The organism is Mesorhizobium quangtriensis (genome assembly GCF_040081925.1).
Classification (GTDB): Bacteria; Pseudomonadota; Alphaproteobacteria; order Rhizobiales; family Rhizobiaceae; genus Mesorhizobium_K; species Mesorhizobium_K quangtriensis.
Window position 1 is genome coordinate 1015263 of record NZ_JBEBMF010000002.1, and the last position, 19507, is coordinate 1034769.

A 19507-nucleotide genomic window follows, 5' to 3' on the forward strand; every position below is an offset into this window, starting at 1 on the left:
GCTCTTTATCGGGACTCAGTGGGGAGAATTCAATGCAAATTACGCGCCTTGACCTTCCTCTTCGTCACGCTGCAAGCGGCGGTATCGCGCCTGGTCCAGGAATGGCGCTGGGAGGGCATTTGCCGAGGATGATCATGCCCAGCACCTCGTCGGGCGTCACGTCGGTGGTCTTGGATGTGCCGACGACCTGGCCGTTCTTCATCACACAGACCCGGTCGGCCAGTTCGAAGACATCGTGGATGTCATGGCTGATCAGGAAAATGCCGATCCCTTCCGACTTTAGCTGCTTGACCAGTTCGCCGACCTGCGCCGTCTCCTGCGGCCCGAGCGCGGCTGTCGGCTCGTCCATGATCAGGATCTTTGCGTCGAACAGGATGGCGCGCGCGATCGCCACCGACTGGCGCTGGCCGCCGGAGAGCTTGATCACCGGCTCCTTGAAGCGCTGGAAGCGCGGATTGAGCCGACCCATGACCTTGCGGGCCTCGGCTTCCATGGCGACGTCGTCGAGCGTACCCCAAGGCGTTCGCAGCTCGCGGCCAAGGAAGAGGTTGGCGGCGGCGTCGACATTATCGGCCAGCGCCAGCGTCTGGTAGATCGTCTCGATGCCGTATTTCTTGGCGTCGCGCGGATTGCCGATGTTCGCTTCTTGCCCGCGCACCATGATCTTGCCGGAATCGCGCTTGTAGGCGCCGGACAGGATCTTGATCAGCGTCGACTTTCCCGCGCCGTTGTGGCCGAGCAGCGCGACCACCTCGCCCTCATGAAGATCGACTGACGCGTTGTCGACGGCGCGGATGCCGCCGAAGGCGACAGAGATGTTCTTCAGCTCGACGAGAGGCGTATCAGCCATGACGTGTTCCCCTTCAAAGCCGCTTGCGATAGATCGTGTCGAGCCAGACGGCGACGACGAGAACGCCGCCCACCACGATGCTCTGCAACGGTGCGTCTATGCCGAGCAACACCATGCCCGATTGCAGCGACTGCATGAGCAGCGCACCGAGCATAGCCCCGACGACCGTGCCCGCGCCGCCGGCAAGCGACGTGCCGCCGATGACGGCAGCCGCGATGACGAGAAGCTCGTCAAGCGTGCCTAGCGCGTTCGTTGCCGCGTTGAGGCGCGCAGTGCCGATGCATGCAGCCAGCGCCGCGAGGATGCCCATCACGATGAAGATCTTCATGATGGTCCAGCGCGTGTTGATACCTGCCAGGTCTGCTGCTTCGGGGTTGCCTCCGATCGCAAAGACGTAGCGCCCGAAGCGGGTGCGTTTCGTGATGAACGTCATGATGACGCCGGTGGCGATCGCCATCAGAACGGGAATGGCAATGCCGTGCCCGATGAACAGGCCGCCTTCCGGGATCGTGATGCCGTTCTGCTGGGCGTAGCGGTTCACGATGCCGACCGGCCACGGATAGGAGTTCATGACCCAAACTGCTCCCAGGATCGCGCCGCAAGCTACCAATCCGAGAAACGTCTCGGCCCACACGGGCCGCTGCGGGAAATGGAAGCGCTGGCGCTGGCGGCGGGCGTTGAGCATCGAGAACACGAGCGCCACGCAGGCGAAGACGCCCACGACCCAGCTCCATGTCGTTCCGATCGCACCCTCCGGCCCGCCGCCCATCAGGCGGAACGTGGCGTCCATAGGCGCGACGGTCTGTCCGCTGGTGACCCACCAAGCGGCGCCGCGCCAGACCAAGAGCCCGCCCAGCGTAACGATGAAGGCCGGAATGGCGAGATAGGCGATCAGGAAGCCCTGAAATGCGCCGACGGCTATACCGAGCGCGAGCGCAACTGCAACGGCAATGATCCAGATATAGGGATCGCCGAGCGGGAAACCGAACATCTGCGGCAGGATCTGTACCTGCGTCACGCCGACGATCATGCCGATGAAGCCCTGCACCGAACCGACTGAAAGATCGATGTTGCGCGTGACGATGACGAGCACCATGCCGGTCGCCATGATGGCGACGGACGAACTCTGGACCGACAGGTTCCAGAGGTTGCGCGGCGTCAGGAAGAGCCCGCCCGACGCGATGTTCAGGCCGATCCAGATGATCAACAGCGCTCCGACCATGCCCAGCATGCGGGTGTCGAGTTCCGTGGCCTGCAGGAAGCGGCCGATCAGCCCGAGTTCGGACGCTCTGGCGCGATCCGGCTGCGCAGTGGTGGTATCGGTCATGGTCGTCTCCCCGCCATCAAGCGCGCCATCCGGGCGCAACCGTCAGGGTATTGGACGTTAGCCGGTTTGGCCGGCCGTTTGAAGTAAGGGGTTTTCGTCCCCTCTTGGTGAAACGCCGCGGCTCTTGCGAGCCGCGGCGTCAAAAGCTGAACCGTCCGAAGGATCAGTTGCAGGCGGCGACCGAACCAGCGGCGACGCCAGCGCAGGCCTCGTCCTTGCTGATCCAACCGGCGTCGATGACGACGTTCAGGTTGTCCTTGGTGATGGCGACCGGGGTCAGAAACACCGACTTGGTGACGTTGCCACCTGGCGTCGTGAAGTCGACGACGCCGGCGATGTCGGTAAATTGCTTGCCATCGGCGAGTTCGGAAGCGATCGTGCCGGCGGACTTGCCGAGTTCACGCGCGTCCTTCCAGACGGAAACCGTCTGCGTGCCGAGTGCGATGCGGTTGAGCGCGGCCTTGTCGCCGTCCTGGCCGGAGACCGGAACCGTGCCGGCAAGACCCTGTGCCTCAAGCGCCGCGACAACGCCACCGGCGGTGCCGTCATTGGAAGCGACGACGGCGTCTATCTTGTTGTCGTTCGCGGTCAGGATCTGCTCCATGTTGCGCTGCGCGTTGGCCGGCAGCCAGCCATCCGTATAGGCTTCCCCGACATTCTTGATCTTGCCGGCGTCCATGGCTTCCTTGAGCACCTCGACCTGTCCGGAGAACAGGAAGTCGGCGTTGGGATCAGCCGACGAACCCTTGATGAAGGCGTAGTTGCCCTCGGGCTTCATCTTGAACACGGCAGCGGCCTGCAGGCGACCGACTTCCTTGTTGTCGAAGGTCAGGTAGAAGACGTTGCTGTTCTCGATCAGGCGGTCGTAGCCGAGAACCGGAATACCCTCGTCGAGAGCCTTCTGGACGGCCGGGCCGATCGCGGAAGCGTCCTGCGACAGGATGATGAGCGCGTTGGCGCCCTGGCTGATAAGGCTCTCGACGTCGGTGAGCTGCTTCGTCGGTGACGACTGGGCGTCCGCCGAGATGTAGGTGTTGCCAGCGGCTTCGACCGCGGCCTTGATGGCTGCCTCGTCGGTCTTCCAGCGCTCTTCCTGGAAATTCGACCAGGAAACGCCGATGACCTTGCCTGCGGCATGCGCAGCGCCGGACAGCACAAACGACATGGCGACACCCGCCAGAATGGCGGTGGTAAACTTTTTCATGACAATCCTCCCTGCGCCCTCGGGCGCACAGTGACACTCAGTTTCAGCCCGAAGACTTTTTTCGAGCCTCGAAAAAATAGTGGCGTATCGGCCACTTTCTGTCAATATCGATTCGGGAGGCGCCAGGCCAAGTTGGGGAACGGCGGAAGGAGCTTGGCAAACTGGCTCGATGTCTGCTTTGCCGGGAATAGTTCGGCGGCCCAGGCGATCATCGGGCGAGCCGGGAGGAGTACAGGCAAATGACGGCTGGAATACGCCATGACGATCTGCGGCGTCGCAATCGCGGGCTTGTGATCGCGGCCGTGCGACGCGCCGGCCAGCCGTCGCGCACCGAAATTGCCTCTACTACCAGGCTTAGCCATTCCACCATATCTGCCATTTCAGCCGATCTGATCGACGAAGGAATCCTGGCGGAGGCAAAGGCCGGCGAACATGCCAACGCCCGCCGCGGCAGGCCGCAGGTGGGCCTGTCGCTCAATCCCGAAGCCGCGACGGTCATCGTCGCCGTGCTGTCGCTGAACGAGCTGTCAGCGGCGACGATCAATTATTCGGGAGGTCTCATCGCCGAGGAAAGCCGCACGCTGGCGACGGCGACGATCTCGCGCGACGACCTGATTGCCGAACTGGTGGCGATGCTTTGCCGGCTGACGGCCGGGATGGAGGGACGCGCCCGCCCCCTGCGCATCGTGCTCGCCATACAGGGCATCACCGACGCAGACGCGCGCACCATGCTCTGGTCACCGATAACGCCTCACAAGGATGTACCCTTCGCCGAGATACTGGAGCGCAAGCTCGGCATACCGACGACAGTCGAGAACGACTGCAACATGATGGCGGTGGCGCTTCGCTGGCGCGATCCGGCGCGCTACCGCGCCGATTTCATCGCCATCCTGCTGTCGCACGGTATCGGCATGGGGTTGGTGCTGAAAGGAAACCTTTTCACCGGAACGCGATCTTCCGGAGGCGAGTTCGGTCACGTTATCCACCGTCCGGACGGGGCGCTCTGCCGTTGCGGCCGCCGCGGGTGCATCGAAGCCTATGCTGGCGACTACGCGATCTGGCGCAACGCGCAGGGCAAGAGCGAACTCTCGACACCGGAAGACGGCGTACAGCCCGAGGACATGAAGCAACTGGCCGAGCGGGCACGCGCGGCCGAGGGGCCGGAACGCGAAGCCTATCGCAAGGCAGGCACGGCGATCGGCTACGGCATCGGCAGCCTGTTCGCGCTGATCGACCCGGCTCCGATCGCCTTCGTCGGCGCTGGTGCTGCGGCCTTCGACCTGCTGGAGCCGGCAATCCGCGCAGCGATCGCCGAAACGGCAGGGGGCCAGCACTCGGACGCGATCGCGTTCGACACGATCCCGGACGAGTTGCCGCTGATCAGGCAGGGCTGCGCCATGCGCGCGCTGACCTATGTCGACCAGGAGATCTTTGCCGATGGCTATCCCGCGTCCCCGCTTCTGCAAGCGGACATCGCATAGGCAGGACCTTACGATCAGTCCTCGCGGATCGCGTAACCCGCGCCGCGGATCGTGCGGATCACGTCGGGCATGCGGCCGGTGTTGACGGCCTTGCGCAGGCGGCCGACGTGCACGTCCACGGTGCGCTCGTCGATATAGATCGTCTCGCCCCAGACATTGTCGAGCAATTGGCTGCGCGAGAAGACACGGCCGGGATGGCGCATCATGAATTCGAGCAGGCGGAACTCGGTCGGGCCGAGCCGGATCTCATTCTTCTTGCGATAGACGCGGTGCGCCTCACGATCGAGCATGATGTCGCCGACCTTGAGGACGGACGAGAGCACTTCCGGCTTGGCGCGGCGCAGCAGCGCCCGCACGCGCGCCATGAATTCGGGCGTCGAGAAAGGCTTGACCAGATAGTCATCCGCGCCGGTGGAAAGGCCGCGCACGCGGTCGCTCTCCTCGCCGCGCGCGGTCAGCATGATGACCGGCAGGCGCTGCGTTTCGGGACGCATACGCAGCCTACGGCAAAGTTCGATTCCGGAAATGCCGGGGATCATCCAGTCGAGCACGAGGAGGTCGGGCACATGTTCCTGCAACCTGACCTCGGCCTCGTCGCCGCGCGTAACGATCTCGACCTGATAGCCTTCGGCTTCGAGGTTGTAGCGCAGGAGCACGCCGAGCGGCTCCTCGTCTTCCACCACCATGATCTTCGGCGCAATCATCCGTCGATCTCCTGCCGTCCGGGCCTTATTCCGCCAGAGCCGAGAGCTGCGTCTCGTCAATCTTAGGGCGATTGACCGGCAACTGTTCGCCCGTCACCACATAGTATGCATTTTCGGCGATGTTCGTCACATGGTCGCCGATCCGCTCCAGATTCTTGGCGCAGAACAGCAGATGTGTGCACGCCGTGATGTTGCGCGGGTCTTCCATCATGTAGGTCAGCAACTCGCGGAAGACCGCCGTGTATTTCACGTCGACCTTCTCGTCGTCGGCGCGTAGCGCGCGCAGGCCTTCCGCGTCGCGGTCGGCATAACGATCTATGACGCGGCGAACCTGATCCAGCACCAGTTGCGACATGTCCTCGATGCCATAGGCGAGGTTGCGCGGCGTCGCGCCATGGCCGACGGCACTGACCCGCTTGGCAACGTTTTTGGCGAGATCGCCAATCCGTTCGAGGTCGCCGGCCATGCGGATGGCGCCGACCACTGCGCGCAAATCCTGCGCCATGGGCTGGCGCTTCGCGATCAACGCGATCGAGCGGTCGTCGAGCTCACGCTGGCGGGCGTCCATGATGACGTCGTCGGAGATAACGCGCTGCGCCAGCGCATTGTCGGAAGCCAAAAGCGCGCGGATCGCATCGCCGACCATCGAGCCAGCGAGGTCGCTCATATCGCGAACCAGCCGCTGGATGTGGTCGAGTTCCTCGTCGAAGGAGGTAACGGTGTGTTCGCCCATGGGAGGAGCCTTTCGGGTTCCGGGTGTTCTGCGACGACGGTTCGGCTCAGCCGAAGCGGCCGGTGATGTAGTCCTGGGTGCGCTTCTCGTTCGGGCTGGTGAAGATCAGGTCGGTCGGGCCTTCCTCGACCAGCACGCCGAGATGGAAGAACGCGGTACGCTGCGAAACGCGCGCGGCCTGCTGCATGGAGTGCGTCACGATCACGATCGTGTAGTTCTCCCTGAGCTCGTCGATCAGTTCCTCGACCTTGGCCGTGGCGATCGGGTCGAGGGCCGAGCAAGGCTCGTCCATCAGGATCACTTCCGGCGACACCGCGATGGTGCGCGCGATGCACAGCCGCTGCTGCTGGCCGCCGGAAAGGCCGGTGCCGACTTCGTGCAGGCGATCCTTCACTTCCTCGAACAGCGACGCCTTCTTGAGGCTGGTCACCACGATCTCCTCGAGATCGGTCTTGTTGCGCGCCAGGCCGTGGATGCGCGGGCCATAGGCGACGTTCTCGAAGATCGTCTTCGGGAACGGGTTCGGCTTCTGGAAAACCATCCCGATGCGGGCGCGCAGTTCCACCACGTCGAGTTTCGGATCGTAGAGGTCGTTGCCGTCGAGGGAAATCTTGCCTTCGATGCGTGCGCCTTCGATCGTGTCGTTCATGCGGTTGATGCAGCGCAGGAAGGTCGACTTTCCGCAGCCCGACGGGCCGATGAACGCGGTTACCGCCTTTTCGGGAATGTCGATCGAGACATTGAAGAGCGCCTGCTTGGGTCCGTAGAAGACGCGCACGTCTTCCGCTTTCACGCGGACCGGGCGCGGATGCGCATCCGGCGTACGGACGGTGGAGAAGGCTCCGGACTGCGCCGGCTGCATGCGCGCCACTGCGGCCTCGACTTCGGTTGCGGTCATCGCTGTCATTGTCGGGTTCTCCATGGTCCTACTGCCGCCGCTCGAAGCGCGAGCGCAGGTAGATCGCAGCCGCGTTCAGGATGAGCATGACGGCCAGAAGGATGATGATGGCCGCGGCGGTGCGCGGCTCGAAGAAGTTGCGGTTCTCGTTGCCTTCCCAGAGGAAGATCTGAACCGGCAACGCGGTCGACTGGTCGAGCGGCGTGGCCGGTAGGGTGGCGACAAAGGCGTTCATGCCGATCAGCAGCAGCGGCGCGGTCTCGCCGATGGCCTGCGCCACGCCGATGATGGTGGCGGTCATGATGCCCGGATAGGTGATTGGCAGGACGTGATGAAACACCATCTGCGTCTTCGATGCGCCAAGGCCGAGTGCGGCCTGCCGGATCGACGGCGACACCGCCTTGAGCGCATTGCGCGTGGCGATGATGATCGTGGGCAGCGTCATCAGGACCAGCACCAGACCGCCGACAACCGGAGCAGACAGCGGCATACGGAAATAACCGATGAAGACCGCCGCTCCGAGCAGACCGAACACGATCGAAGGCACCGCAGCGAGATTGTTGATGTTGACCTCGATCAGGTCGGTGAGCTTGTTCTTCGGCGCGAATTCCTCGAGGTAGATCGCAGCGGCGACACCGATCGGCACCGCGAGGATAATCACGATCAGCATCATGTAGAGCGAACCGATGAAGGCGCCAAGCAGACCGGCCTCGGCCGGAGCGGCGCGCGAGTCCGCGTTGGTGAACAACACGTAGGAGAAGATCATGCGCACTGTGCCGTCCGCATAGAGCGTGTCGGCCAGAGCGCGCGCGCCGGGCGAAAGCTGCTGGCGGTCGTCCGCGAGCGAGCGGTCGATGTTGCCCTTTAGCCAGTTGTCGACATTGGCCGAAAGCAGTAGCTCGACTTCGACCGTCTGGCCGAACAAGCCCGGATCCCTGACGAACATGTCACGCAGCACGAAGCGCTGGTTGGGCGACACGAAGGCCTGCACGTCCTTCGCGGTGAATTCGACATTGGGCGCGGCCTCGCGCACCGCGTTCTCGATGACGCGATTCCAGTTGACCATCGTCACGGCGCGCTCCCAGTCGAGCGTGGCGCGGCGGAACTCAGCTTCGGACTGGCCCGGCTGCTGCACGGGCTTGGGATCGACCTTGATGAGGGCAGGATCGAAGGTGACCTTCAGGTTGGCCGCTGGCTGCCAGAAGGCTGGAATGCCTTGGATCAGGATCGAGCCGAAAAGGAAGATGACGAAACCGACGGCAAGCGCCACGGCGCCTGCGCCGTAGGCGCGAAAGCGCATTTCGGCGGCGCGGCGGCGGCGCAGTCCCTTCTGGATGCGGGCGAGCCGGTCCTGGTTGCTTTCCACGCCGGGTGTGCGGCCGGGTATCATCGAGGCTGTATCCACGTTTGCCATGGCTATTCGTACTGCTCCCGATACTTGCGGACGACGTAGAGGGCGATGACGTTGAGGATCAGCGTCATGACGAAGAGCGTCAGGCCAAGTGCGAAGGCGACCAGTGCCTGCGGGCTGGCAAAGTTGGTGTCGCCGGTGAGCTGGTTGACGATCGAGACGGTGACCGTCGAGATGGCGTCAAAGGGGTTGAAGCGCAGGACAGGCGCGTTACCGGCCGCGAGCACCACGATCATGGTCTCGCCGAACGCCTTGCTGATCGCCAACATGAAGGCACCGACGATGCCGGGAAGCGCTGCCGGGAGCACGACCTTGCGGATCGTCTCGGATTTGGTTGCGCCGATGCCGAGCGAGCCGTCACGCATGGCGCGCGGCACCTGGGTGATGATGTCGTCGGAGAGAGACGAGACGAAGGGGACGATCATCAGGCCCATGGCGATGCCGGCCGTCAGCGCACTGGTGGCGCGAATCTGGATGCCGACGAGGGCGCCGAGGTCGCTGAGCAGCGGCCCGAGCGTGATCAGCGCGAAGACGCCGTAGATGACCGACGGGATGCCGGCGAGAATCTCGATGATGGGCTTGGCAACGGCGCGGACGCGCGGATCGGCATACTCGGCCATGTAGATCGCCGACAGCAGGCCGACCGGGATGGCCACCGCCATGGCGATGGCGCTGACCATGATCGTGCCCCAGAGCAGCGGCAGCAGACCGTATTGTCCACCTGCCTCGCCCGTTGTGGTGAAGCCGGGGTTCCAGACTGTCCCGAAGAAGAAGTCGATCGGGCTGACAAATGTAAAGAAGCGCAGCGCCTCGGACAGGAGCGAGGCGACGATGCCGACCGTAGTGAGGATGGCCACGCCGGAACAGGCGATGAGAAGGATGCGCACCGCACCCTCGAACTCATTGCGGGCCCTCAGCCTCGGCGCGATGCGGCGGGCCATAAACAGGAGACCAAGCAGGCCAAGCAGCGCGGCGGCGACCATCATCGCCCAGAAACTCGTGATGCGGAAGGAACGCAGGGCCTCGCCGGCGGCAAGCTCGTATGGCTGCACGTCGCCGACAACGCCGAAGCCGCTGGCGATCTGCTCGACGCGGCGCATCGTATCGCGTAGCGCGGCTGGGTCACCGGCAACGAGCTCCGGCGGGAGGAAGGACTGTGCGTGGCTGAGCGCAATGCTGTCGGAGAAGAGCGCCCAGGCGAGCAGCACCACGACGGCCGGGATCGCGCACCACAGCGCAACCATCAGCCCGTGGTAGTTGGGGCGCGAGTGCATCGTGCGCTGCGCCGTCGCGGCGACGGCACGCCCCCGCGTCAGGCCAACCTGATAGCCCACCGACAACAGGGCGAGCAGAAACAGGACGACGACAAGACTGTTCACGGCAGCGACGCTCCGAACCGGGCGCAATGAAACCTGCGCGGCAATCCCCATGCCGCAAGGCCGAGCCGGCTCCCCGACAAGCCGTGCTCAGCGAAACTCAAGAGGATGGGGCAGCGCAGGACGCCGCCCCATTCCATGTCGATCAATTGGTGCCGACGGTCTTGCCTTCCTTGAAGGCCTCCAGGACCGCGGCGCGGTCAGCGTCGGGCTGAGGGATCAGGCCGGCGGTCTCAAGCGTGCCGCCATTGCCCGAGATTCCGTCGGACAGGAAGAACTCGGTGTACTCGGCCAGGCCCGGGATGGTGCCGATGTGCTCGCCCTTAACGTAGAAGAAAAGCGGGCGCGAAACCGGATAGTCGCCGCTGGCGACGGTCTCGAGCGACGGGGTGACCCCGTTCACGGTCGCGACCTTCAGCTTGTCCTTGTTCTGGTCGTAGAAGGACAGGCCGAACACGCCGACGGTGGCCGGGTTGGCCTGCAGGCGGGCGAGCGTCTCGGTGTAATCGCCGGCGATCTCGACAACGACGTCCTGACGGAAGGTCTCGCAGGCCTTTTTCATCGCTTCCTTGTCCATCTCGGGCAGGCCAGCTTCCTTGCAGCCTGCGTTGATGACCTTCTCCTGGAAGACTTCCCGGGTGCCGTGGTTGGACCCGGGGATGGCGACGTTGATTTCCTGCTTGGGCAGCGAGGCGTCGATCTGGTCCCAGGTCTTGTAGGGGTTGGCGACCATTTTGCCATCGACCGGAACTTCGGCCGCGACCGCCTTGAACACATGCACCGGCTGCAGCGCAAAATCGCCCTGGCTGGCCGAAGTCGCGAAGACGATGCCGTCGTAGCCGAAGCGGACTTCGCGGATGTCCTTCACCCCGTTGTCGGTGCAGGTTTTGATCTCGTCTTCCTTGATGGCGCGCGAGGCATTGGCGATGTCGATGGTGTTCTCGCCGACGCCTTCGCAGAACTGCTTGAGGCCGCCACCCGTGCCGCCGGAACCGACGACGGGAGCCTTGAAGTCGGGGAACGCATTGCCGAATTCCTCGGCCACGATGCTCGCGAACGGAAGCACCGTCGACGAGCCTGCGATCTGGATGGTGTCACGCGACTGCGCATATGCATGGCCCGCGAAGACAACCGCAAGCGCGGCCGTCGAAAGCATGATCTTCTTCATGGGTGCCTACTCCTGGTCGGAAATCCCGTTGTCGAGGCGCGATCAATCAGCGCCCGGTGAGCCCAATAGCCGCCGACTATTACAGTTGGATGACACTTTGATGTCAGTCCCATAACGCGAACGGGGGAATACCGCCGGCTAAGCAAAGGCGGGGACATGGCCGACCGGCGCTTATGCCAGCGCTGCCAACGCCTTGCGCGCGCGGCTTATGTCAGAACGGCCGTTGGGACTGCCAGCAGGCTTAAGACAGCTGTGTGGAAGAAAAAAACCGGACGGGAGGCGAAGCCTCCTGCCAGCATCGATACTGGCCGGACACACCGAACGATGTCCCGTTGGGGATATGACACCGTGTTTTCTCGGCGGCCGCTCTTCCCGTCCGTGGAACCAAAACGGAACCTGGATACATGGTTAATATCCGGGCCGAACGGGGAGCTATGGTGCGATCGCACCATAGCAAGCTGCCCTATTTCTGGGCAGTCGCGCGATTCTCGCCTCGGGAAGCCGCCATCCAGCGTTCGACCATTTCGGCCAGCGCTTTCGGGCTGATCGGCTTGGAAAGATAGTCGTCCATGCCGGCGGCCAGGCAGCGTTCGCGATCGCCTTTCAGCGCATGCGCGGTGACGCCGATGACGGGTACTCGCCGGTCGCTCTCGCTTTCCGATGCCCGGATCGCCGCCGTCGCTTCCAGACCGCTCATCTCCGGCATGGACACGTCCATGAGGATGATGCGCGGGTTCATCTCGCCGAAGGCCTGTAGTGCAAGGCGGCCGTTGCCGACGATCTCGAAGCTGTAGCCTGTTTCGCCCAGGATCTGCGTGAAAACGAGCTGGTTGACCTCATTGTCCTCGGCGACGAGGATATCGACCCTGTGGCCACCCTCCGGCAAGCTGTCGCGGGCGACCGACCGACGCGGGCGCATCGGGACGGGCGCGCGTGTCGCCCTGTCGTCAGCGTCACGAACGGGAGCCGGCTTTGAATCCGCCGGTGCGGCTTCATGCCCGGGAGAACGCCGCTTCTGGATTGCCGCGACGACGGTTTCGAGAAGCAGCGACGAGCGCGCCGGCTTGGTGAGCTGGGCGTCGATCGACAGATCGCGATAGAACGGCCCCGAAAGCGACTGGTCGACGGAAGTCAGCATGACGATCGGCGTGTCGGCGATGCCAGGCGTCGAGCGGACAAGGCGCGCCATCTCGCCACCCGTCATGCCCGGCATCTGATAGTCGAGCACAATGCAGTCCACCGATATGCCGAGATCGGCCGCAGCCGTGAGGACTTTCAGCCCTTCCGCGCCGCCTTCGGCCGCGCAGGCGTCGAAGGTCCACGATGCCATCTGTTCCAGAAGAATGGCGCGGTTCACCTGATTGTCGTCCACAATGAGAATGCGCGAACCGGTGACGTCCGAAGGCGTGATGCGCGAGCGCGGCGCTCCGGCCTGGGGCAGCGTCACGCTGAACCAGAAGGTGGAGCCTTCGCCCTCGACGCTCTCCACGCCAACCTCACCGCCCATCAGGGCGACGAGCCGCGACGTGATGGCGAGGCCAAGGCCGGTCCCCTCATGCCGCCGGGTGGACGAGGCATCGACCTGGCTGAACTTCTCGAAGACGGACGCCAGCTTGTCGGCTGGAATGCCGATTCCCGTATCGGCGACCGAAATACGCATTTGCATGCCGTGTTCGGCCGGCTCGCCGCTGACATCGACGAGCACATGGCCTGAATCGGTGAATTTCACGGCGTTACCGATCAGGTTGGTGACAATCTGCCTGATCCGGCCGACATCGCCGATAAACGTATCTCCCAACCCCGGCTGGACGCGGACGATCAGTTCCAGGTCCTTTTCCTTGGCGCGCGTCGAGACCAGTGTCGCCACGTCCTCGATCGCTTCGGTCAGCGAGAAGGGCGCCGGATCGAGCACGAGCTGACCGGCGTCGATCTTGGAGAAGTCGAGGATGTCATTGATGATCGTGAGCAGCGCATTGCCCGACTTCACGATGATTTCGGTGAACGTCTTCTGCTTGGGGTCGAGGTCCGAACGCGCGAGAAGCTCCGCCATACCGAGCACACCATTCATCGGCGTCCTGATCTCGTGGCTCATATTGGCCAGGAACTCGGACTTGGCGCGGTCGGCAAGCACCGCGCGGCGCTGCGCTTCCTCAAGCTGTTGCTCGCGTTCCTTCTGGTCGGTGATGTCGATGGTCGAGCCCAACAGATAGAGCGTACCGTCGGAGGCCAGCAACGAACTCTTGCGCGCCATCTGGTAGCGGACGCCACCGTCCGGAGCGTTGACGATTTCCTCCATCTCCAGGCTTTCGCCGGTCCGCAGGATGGTACGATCGGCTTCCATGAATGCGAGGCCGTCGTCGCCCGACACCTCGGCGTCCGTCCTGCCGATCGCATCCTCGCCCGAAACGCCGGTAAGCTGCGACCAGTACTTGTTGACGTAGAAGAGTTTCAGGTCCTCGCGCTTGGCGTAGATGGCGACCGGGACATTGTCGATGAGGCTGCGGAATATCTCGTTCTCGCGCTGGCTTTCCTTAAGCTTCTCCTCGCGCTCCTTGACCTCGGTGATGTCGGTGCTGGAGCCGATCAGATGCACCGATCCGTCACTGGCGACGAGGCGGCTCTTGCGGGCAATCAATTGCCGGCGCGAACCGCCCGCTTGTGTCAGCGACTCTTCCATTTCGTTGGCGACGCCCGTGCGCAGGACGTCCATGTCGCGTTCCGCGAAACCGAGACCGTCTGCCGCAAAGAAATCGCGGTCGGTCCTGCCGGACGCCTGCTCCTTGGAAATGCCGGTGAGGTCCGTCCAGGCCTTGTTCACGAACTCGAAGCTCAGATCTTCGGACTTTACGTAAGCGGCGACGGGCAACTCATCCAGCACATGACGATAAAGCTCGGTCTTGCGCATCGAACGTCGCAATGCCCGCTCGCGCTCCTTTATTTCCGTGATGTCCACCCGCACGCCGATGAACGCGCCGTCGTCGGTGCGCGTATCGAACACCTGATACCAGCGGCCGTCGGGATTGCGGCGCTCGTACATGCCGTGCGGCTTGCGATGGTGCCCCATATAGGCGTCGATCCAGGCGTCGGGATCGGCATCATACAGACTGTCGATGTCCGCATCGCCGCTGGAGCGGAAGTAGCCGAGGTCGCGACCACGCGCGATTGCTTCTCGGAAGGTGAGACCCGGCTGCCAGATCGGCTCAAGACCGGGTAGGGAGTCCTGCAGCTTGCGGTTGGCGAGGACGAAGCGATCGTTGCGATCGTAGATGACGACGGCGGCGGGCAGCGATTCCAGCACGTCCGCAAGGATACGCCGGGCTTCTTCCACCTCGGTCTCGCGGCGTTTCCTCTCGGTTACGTCAAAGACAAAGCAGGCTACGTAGCGGCGGCCGCTTTCCAGATCGACGCGATGTCTTCGCACCACGCGGGAACGGACCGAACCGCCCTGTTCGAAGTCCTCCTCGACCTCGAAGGGCCCCCCAGAATGGAGCACCCGCCGTTCGGAAGGCTCAAACTCAGCCACCTTGTCTGGCGGCAGGAAGTTCGCGGCATGGCGACCAATCATCGCCTCCGGCGACTTGCCGAACATCGAGGCAAACGCCTTGTTGACGAAGGTGAAGCAAAGCTGCTCGTCCTTGACGAAAATTGGATCGCTGACCGAGTGGAGGACCGACTCGGCAAGCCGGGACCGTTCGAGCGCTGCCTCAAACGGCGCAACCAGGGCGGTTATGTTGCGCCCGACACCGCGATAGCCGAGGAACGCGCCCGTCGCGCTGAACCGCGGAAAGCCGGTGACCGAAACCCAACGGCAATCCGGCTGACCCTTCTTCAACTCGTAGACGAAATCGCGGAACGGACGCCTCGACTGGAGATCGTCGAGATGGGCCTGCGCCTTCTTGCTCTCGTCGGGTCCGTGATCGAGAAAATCGAATCGCAGGCGGCCCAGCACGTCCTGAGGCGGGATACCCGTCTGCTCCTCATAGTTTTCCGACAGCCAGGAGAAGCGAAGCTCGGCATCGGTCTCCCAGATCCAGTCGCTTCCGGCTTGTGCGAGTTCAAGGAGATCGCGGCAGGAAAACTCGCGCGCGTCGCATGTCGCAACGCCCCTGACACGCACGAATGAACGTGCCGATGCGCCGCGCTGCGTCTCCTGCCTGTCCGCCATGCCGTTCCACCCGCGGCTGGGCGCCTCCTGCCACAGCCTCCTCCGGGGAATGTGCGGGAGAAGCATTAAGGATTGACTAACCATAACTTTGCCCGCGCCGCTGGCTTTTCCACGCGCGGTGCCCGTGCGCGGGGCAAGATGGTTAACGAGCCGTTACCTCAAAAGTAACCAACGGTTCATCATTGCCTGCAGGGTGCGTCGGGTCTGCTATCGTAACGTCACCATGTTTCAGGCCGGGAGCGTTGCGATGAGAAAGGGACTTGAACTTTCCGGATCAGGCGATCGGATCGGCGAGGCCGCAAAGGCGACCAGCTGGCGCGTCGATCTTCTTTTCCCGGCATTCCTTGTGGGAGCGGCCTACGTGATCGCCAAGACGTTTTTCGGATTTTGATCCAACCATCCAGCCTACTGACCAAGGTCACGCCGCGAGCCTGATCGCTCGACCGCAAAACCTCGGGCCTCGGCAATTGCCGCCGCCAAGGGTCGCGGATACGCGTCAAGTACCGTGAACGCACACCTTCCTTACATCGACACTGCGTCATCGTGTAGCTTACATCTGCGGCACCATGCAGCAGGATTCGCGCGACTTTATTGAGGCTGTCCTTACGAGGCAGACGTCAATGGTACCGTTGCCATGTGCAACTGACCGGGTTCAGTTACACGAAGCGGCGGCGTCAGCCGTCACAATCTGAGCCAAAGGATATCGGTGGTGGATTGGTGCGTTCTTTTTCTACGAATTCAAAAGAAGCACTTGATTTTCAGCGGAGCACCCAAAAAAGTAGCCCCAGAACATCCGTCTCATCGAAGGTGGACAACCCCGAGAAGTGGTAGCCATGCTTCCTTTGAGTAAACGGGAGGGATCGTTAAACGTTGTCGTTGCGACGATCACTCGCCGCCGGCCGAAGATGCTTGGCGCGCTGCTGGAGTCGTGGACCAAGCTCGAGCGCCCGCGCAATTGTCGGTGTACATTCCTGGTTGTAGAAAATGATGGGGCCCGCAGCGCCAAGCTGCCGAAAAAAATGGGCGGCGCCTGGAGCGACGCGGAACTGGTTTATTATCTGGAAACCCAACAGGGCATCCCGATCGCCAGAAACAGGGCCTGTAAAATCGCCTTGGAACGCAATGCCGATGTGATGCTCTTCATCGATGACGACGAAACCGCTGATACGCGTTGGCTGGTCAAGATGGTAGAGGCGTATCGCAAGACGGGCTGGGGCCTGATCGGCGGGCCGGTCGAGCCTGTGCCTCCGCCTGAACCGCTTACGTTCTGGCAGGCTGTCGTCTTCCGCGGAGTGCGTGACAGGCTGGCCAGAAAGAATGCCAAGGTCAAGGCCAATGGCTTGGAGGCCACGACGGTGGTGACAAGCAATTGGCTTGCGGACGTATCGCTTATGGCGAAATACGGCCTTTCATTCGATGAACGCCTGCGCTTCACCGGGGGCAGCGACGCGAAGTTTTGCTACGACGCAAGGGTGGCGGGGGTTCGCATTGGATGGGCTCCCGATGCGATCGTCCGGGAGACCATTTCAGTCGATCGACTTTCGCTGCGCTATCAATTCCGGCGCGCGCGGGACCAGTCCAATGTCTCGCTGAGACGCAAGATCGAAAGGGATTCCGCCGCGCTGTCCTGGGTGCCGATCTCAGTGGCCATGCGGGCGGCCGGCGCCGGGTTTCAAATCCTTGTAATTCCGATCACGAGAGGCGCCAGCCTCGTGCCCATAGCGCGCTCGTTCGGCTGGATCGTCGGACGTTTATCCGTGTTCTGGGGTGCGACGTCCTCGCACTATAGAGAGACGACGGGCGCGTAGAGCGCGATCGCTTCCTTTTCGTAACACATGGCAATCTACCGCAATGCGGTTGCGATCGTGCCGCCGTCGACCGTCAGCACCGCCGCGTTGACCTTGTCCATCTGAGCGAGGTGCAGGAAGGCGTCGGCCACGTCGCTGGCGGTGACTTCGACGCCAAGCAGGTTGCCAGACATATAGGCAGCCGGGCTCAGGCCACGTGCAGCAGCTCGGTCGATGATCATCTGGTCCGTCATGAGGCCGGAGCGGATGCGCCCTGCATTGACGCCGTTGCACCGGATGCCTTCGTGGCCGTGATCCAGCGCATATTGCTTCATCAGCGCCAGCGTCGCGGCCTTCGGCAGACCATAGGGGCCGAAATCCTTGCCGGGATTGACTGACTGGTTGGAGATGTTGAAGAGGATCGTCCCACCCCTGCCCTGCCTGCGAAAAATCTTCAGTGCCGCCTGGCTGGCGAGATGATGACCGAAGAAATTCAGGTCGAAGCTGCGCTTGAGATCATCGACGGACAGATCGCCGATGGCGCCCTGTGGCGCCGAGCCAGCGTTGGACACGAGGATGTCGAGACCGCCGAGCGCCCGGTCCAACCCAACAAAGGCCTCGGCAACCGAGGCCTCATCGGTGACGTCACAATAGCCCGTATGGCAGCCGAGTTCCTTGCCGAGGTCGCCGAGCAGCGCGAGGTTGACGTCCAACGCCGCAACCTTCGCACCGGCGTTCAGGAACGTCCGCGCGATCTCCCGACCGATGCCGCTGGCGGCACCGGTGACCGCCACAAGACGGCCCTCCAGGGGACCGGAGGATATCTGCACGGAGGTCGCCGGGCTATCCATGACGTCAGGCTGCCTTCTTCTGTTCGAAGTCCTTGAAGAGCGCATAGGCCTGGTCTGGCCGTTCATTGTTGTGCACCACTGCCTGCAGCGCCTGCAGCATGGCCGAAGGGCTCGACGACTGGAACACGTTGCGGCCCATGTCTACGCCGGCAGCACCCTGGTCGATCGCCTGCCAGGCCATTTCGAGCGCCTCGCGCTCCGGCAGCTTCTTGCCACCGGCGATGACGATCGGGACCGGGCAGCCGAGGACGATCTTCTCGAAACCCTCCTCGACATAATAGGACTTCACGAACTGCGCGCCGATCTCCGCGGCGATACGCGTGGCGAGACCAAAATAGCGGGCGTCACGCACCATGTCCTTGCCGACGCCGGTGACCGCCATTGTCGGGATGCCATAGCGCGTGCCCGTGTCGATCAGCTTCACGACGTTGGAGATCGACTTATGCTCGTATTCGGCGCCGACATAGACCTGAGCGGCCATGGCGACGGCGCCGAGACGGATCGCATCGTCGATATCGACGGCAACCAGTTCGTTGGACAATTCGGTCAGGATCGAGTTGCCGCCGGAACAGCGCAGCACGACCGGCTTGTTGACTTCAGGCGGGATCACCGAGCGCAGCGCGCCGCGCGTGCACATGAGCACGTCGGCATGTTCGGCAAGCGGAGCGATCGTCAGGTCCATGCGCTCCAGCCCGGTGGTCGGGCCCTGGAAGTAGCCATGGTCGAAGGCGAGCATGACGGTGCGGCCGCTGGCCGGATTGAAGATACGCGACAGACGCGCCTTCATGCCCCAATCATGATGTGCAGCGCCCTTCAGGAAAAAGCGACTGGTGTCAGCCGGACGGCCCTGGCCCCAGTCCTTGCCATCCTTAATATCATCCAGATCGGCCATATCCGTATCCTCTTTGGTCTGTTCTTCAGTTCTTGTGCGTATAGTCGCGCATCGCGGTCAGGATCAGCGAGATGGAGATCGCGCCGGGGTCGGGATGACCGATGCTGCGTTCGCCGAGCGAGCGCGCCTTGCCTGTCGTCGCGATCATCGCCTTTGAGGCCTCGACGCCCTGCAGAGCGCCGTCCAGCGCTGCGGCGGTTGCCGCCTGCAGTCCGTTCGCGGAATCCGCGCGAGCGGCCCGCGCCGCCGGCGCCAGCGCATCGACCATCGTTTTTTGACCCTCGGTGACGCCACCGCGCTTCAACACAGCGGCAAGGCCTTCCTCGAGAAACGCCGCGAAGGCGGCCCCGTCGATGACGTCGCCCGAAAAGCCTTTCGAGCCGGCACGGAACAGCGTCCCGAACACGGCACCGGCAGCGCCTCCCGTGTTGGACATGATGGCCATGCCAGTCGCCTTGAAGGGCGCATCGACGGTTTCCGGCGTCTCGCCGTTGAGGGCTTCGAGCGCCGCCTCAAATCCGCGCCGCATGCCGATGCCATGGTCGCCGTCGCCGATGGCGAGATCGGCGTCGGTGAGCGTGTCGGTCCGGTCGATCATGTATCGCGAGACAGCGACCAGCATGTCGCGCGCCTGCGTTGCGTCGAGTGTGTCGCTCATCG

16 protein-coding genes are annotated in these 19507 nt (G+C 63.2%); 3 read left to right on the top strand and 13 right to left on the bottom strand.

What is annotated here, in order from left to right:
* Positions 1-64 precede the first annotated feature (64 nt).
* The 3 genes from ABMA32_RS13465 to xylF form a co-directional block, all read right to left on the bottom strand.
* Entirely contained in the window at positions 65-850 is a 786-nt protein-coding gene (locus ABMA32_RS13465) for an ATP-binding cassette domain-containing protein (protein WP_349014258.1), read from the bottom strand.
* A gap of 13 nt (positions 851-863) precedes the next feature.
* Complete coding sequence (locus tag ABMA32_RS13470; protein ID WP_349014260.1) at positions 864-2177, bottom strand: sugar ABC transporter permease; 1314 nt, start codon at positions 2175-2177, stop codon at positions 864-866.
* A 163-nt stretch (positions 2178-2340) separates the two neighbouring features.
* Complete coding sequence (gene xylF, locus ABMA32_RS13475; protein ID WP_349014261.1) at positions 2341-3381, bottom strand: D-xylose ABC transporter substrate-binding protein; 1041 nt, start codon at positions 3379-3381, stop codon at positions 2341-2343.
* A gap of 239 nt (positions 3382-3620) precedes the next feature.
* Here xylF and ABMA32_RS13480 point away from each other — a divergent pair, with 239 nt between their 5' ends.
* Entirely contained in the window at positions 3621-4862 is a 1242-nt protein-coding gene (locus ABMA32_RS13480) for an ROK family protein (protein ID WP_349014262.1), read from the top strand.
* 14 nt (positions 4863-4876) lie between these two features.
* Here ABMA32_RS13480 and phoB read toward each other — a convergent pair whose 3' ends face one another.
* From phoB to ABMA32_RS13515, 7 genes are all read right to left on the bottom strand, one after another.
* Entirely contained in the window at positions 4877-5566 is a 690-nt protein-coding gene (gene phoB / locus ABMA32_RS13485) for a phosphate regulon transcriptional regulator PhoB (RefSeq protein ID WP_292765895.1), read from the bottom strand.
* Between the two features lie 25 nt (positions 5567-5591).
* The gene (gene phoU, locus ABMA32_RS13490) at positions 5592-6299 is read right to left on the bottom strand and encodes a phosphate signaling complex protein PhoU (RefSeq protein ID WP_349014263.1); all 708 of its coding nucleotides are present in this window, start codon (positions 6297-6299) and stop codon (positions 5592-5594) included.
* Positions 6300-6345: 46 nt separating this feature from the next.
* Positions 6346-7161, bottom strand: coding sequence for a phosphate ABC transporter ATP-binding protein PstB (gene pstB, locus ABMA32_RS13495; RefSeq protein WP_349014743.1), 816 nt, complete (start codon positions 7159-7161; stop codon positions 6346-6348).
* A gap of 64 nt (positions 7162-7225) precedes the next feature.
* Entirely contained in the window at positions 7226-8611 is a 1386-nt protein-coding gene (pstA, locus tag ABMA32_RS13500) for a phosphate ABC transporter permease PstA (protein ID WP_349014264.1), read from the bottom strand.
* 2 nt (positions 8612-8613) lie between these two features.
* The gene (pstC, locus tag ABMA32_RS13505) at positions 8614-9987 is read right to left on the bottom strand and encodes a phosphate ABC transporter permease subunit PstC (RefSeq protein WP_349014265.1); all 1374 of its coding nucleotides are present in this window, start codon (positions 9985-9987) and stop codon (positions 8614-8616) included.
* Positions 9988-10129: 142 nt separating this feature from the next.
* Positions 10130-11152 carry a substrate-binding domain-containing protein gene (locus ABMA32_RS13510; RefSeq protein ID WP_349014266.1) on the bottom strand — a complete coding sequence of 341 codons (1023 nt, stop codon included), beginning with the start codon at positions 11150-11152 and terminating at the stop codon, positions 10130-10132.
* A gap of 463 nt (positions 11153-11615) precedes the next feature.
* Positions 11616-15317: a PAS domain-containing protein gene (locus ABMA32_RS13515; RefSeq protein WP_349014267.1), complete on the bottom strand. Its 3702-nt coding sequence runs from the start codon at positions 15315-15317 to the stop codon at positions 11616-11618.
* Between the two features lie 247 nt (positions 15318-15564).
* On the opposite strand from ABMA32_RS13515, the gene ABMA32_RS13520 reads away from it, so the two are divergent.
* Positions 15565-15708 carry a hypothetical protein gene (locus ABMA32_RS13520; protein WP_349014268.1) on the top strand — a complete coding sequence of 48 codons (144 nt, stop codon included), beginning with the start codon at positions 15565-15567 and terminating at the stop codon, positions 15706-15708.
* Between the two features lie 442 nt (positions 15709-16150).
* A complete protein-coding gene (locus ABMA32_RS13525; protein ID WP_349014744.1) occupies positions 16151-17125 on the top strand; it encodes a glycosyltransferase family 2 protein in 975 nt (324 codons plus the stop codon).
* 35 nt (positions 17126-17160) lie between these two features.
* Here ABMA32_RS13525 and ABMA32_RS13530 read toward each other — a convergent pair whose 3' ends face one another.
* The 3 genes from ABMA32_RS13530 to dhaL are packed head-to-tail and all read right to left on the bottom strand — an operon-like array spanning position 17161 to position 19505.
* The gene (locus ABMA32_RS13530; RefSeq protein ID WP_349014269.1) at positions 17161-17934 is read right to left on the bottom strand and encodes an SDR family oxidoreductase; all 774 of its coding nucleotides are present in this window, start codon (positions 17932-17934) and stop codon (positions 17161-17163) included.
* Positions 17935-17959: 25 nt separating this feature from the next.
* Entirely contained in the window at positions 17960-18847 is an 888-nt protein-coding gene (gene lsrF, locus ABMA32_RS13535) for a 3-hydroxy-5-phosphonooxypentane-2,4-dione thiolase (protein WP_349014270.1), read from the bottom strand.
* Between the two features lie 25 nt (positions 18848-18872).
* Complete coding sequence (dhaL, locus tag ABMA32_RS13540) at positions 18873-19505, bottom strand: dihydroxyacetone kinase subunit DhaL (RefSeq protein ID WP_349014271.1); 633 nt, start codon at positions 19503-19505, stop codon at positions 18873-18875.
* Positions 19506-19507 lie beyond the last annotated feature (2 nt).

Coding starts and splice junctions, on each gene's coding strand:
- ABMA32_RS13480 (WP_349014262.1), top strand. CDS start 3,621: ATGACGGCTGGAATACGCCATGACGATCTGCGGCGTCGCAATCGCGGG.
- ABMA32_RS13510 (WP_349014266.1), bottom strand. CDS start 11,152: ATGAAGAAGATCATGCTTTCGACGGCCGCGCTTGCGGTTGTCTTCGCG.
- pstA (WP_349014264.1), bottom strand. CDS start 8,611: ATGGCAAACGTGGATACAGCCTCGATGATACCCGGCCGCACACCCGGC.
- phoU (WP_349014263.1), bottom strand. CDS start 6,299: ATGGGCGAACACACCGTTACCTCCTTCGACGAGGAACTCGACCACATC.
- ABMA32_RS13465 (WP_349014258.1), bottom strand. CDS start 850: ATGGCTGATACGCCTCTCGTCGAGCTGAAGAACATCTCTGTCGCCTTC.
- lsrF (WP_349014270.1), bottom strand. CDS start 18,847: ATGGCCGATCTGGATGATATTAAGGATGGCAAGGACTGGGGCCAGGGC.
- ABMA32_RS13470 (WP_349014260.1), bottom strand. CDS start 2,177: ATGACCGATACCACCACTGCGCAGCCGGATCGCGCCAGAGCGTCCGAA.
- pstB (WP_349014743.1), bottom strand. CDS start 7,161: ATGCAGCCGGCGCAGTCCGGAGCCTTCTCCACCGTCCGTACGCCGGAT.
- dhaL (WP_349014271.1), bottom strand. CDS start 19,505: ATGAGCGACACACTCGACGCAACGCAGGCGCGCGACATGCTGGTCGCT.
- ABMA32_RS13520 (WP_349014268.1), top strand. CDS start 15,565: ATGAGAAAGGGACTTGAACTTTCCGGATCAGGCGATCGGATCGGCGAG.
- xylF (WP_349014261.1), bottom strand. CDS start 3,381: ATGAAAAAGTTTACCACCGCCATTCTGGCGGGTGTCGCCATGTCGTTT.
- ABMA32_RS13525 (WP_349014744.1), top strand. CDS start 16,151: ATGCTTCCTTTGAGTAAACGGGAGGGATCGTTAAACGTTGTCGTTGCG.
- phoB (WP_292765895.1), bottom strand. CDS start 5,566: ATGATTGCGCCGAAGATCATGGTGGTGGAAGACGAGGAGCCGCTCGGC.
- ABMA32_RS13515 (WP_349014267.1), bottom strand. CDS start 15,317: ATGGCGGACAGGCAGGAGACGCAGCGCGGCGCATCGGCACGTTCATTC.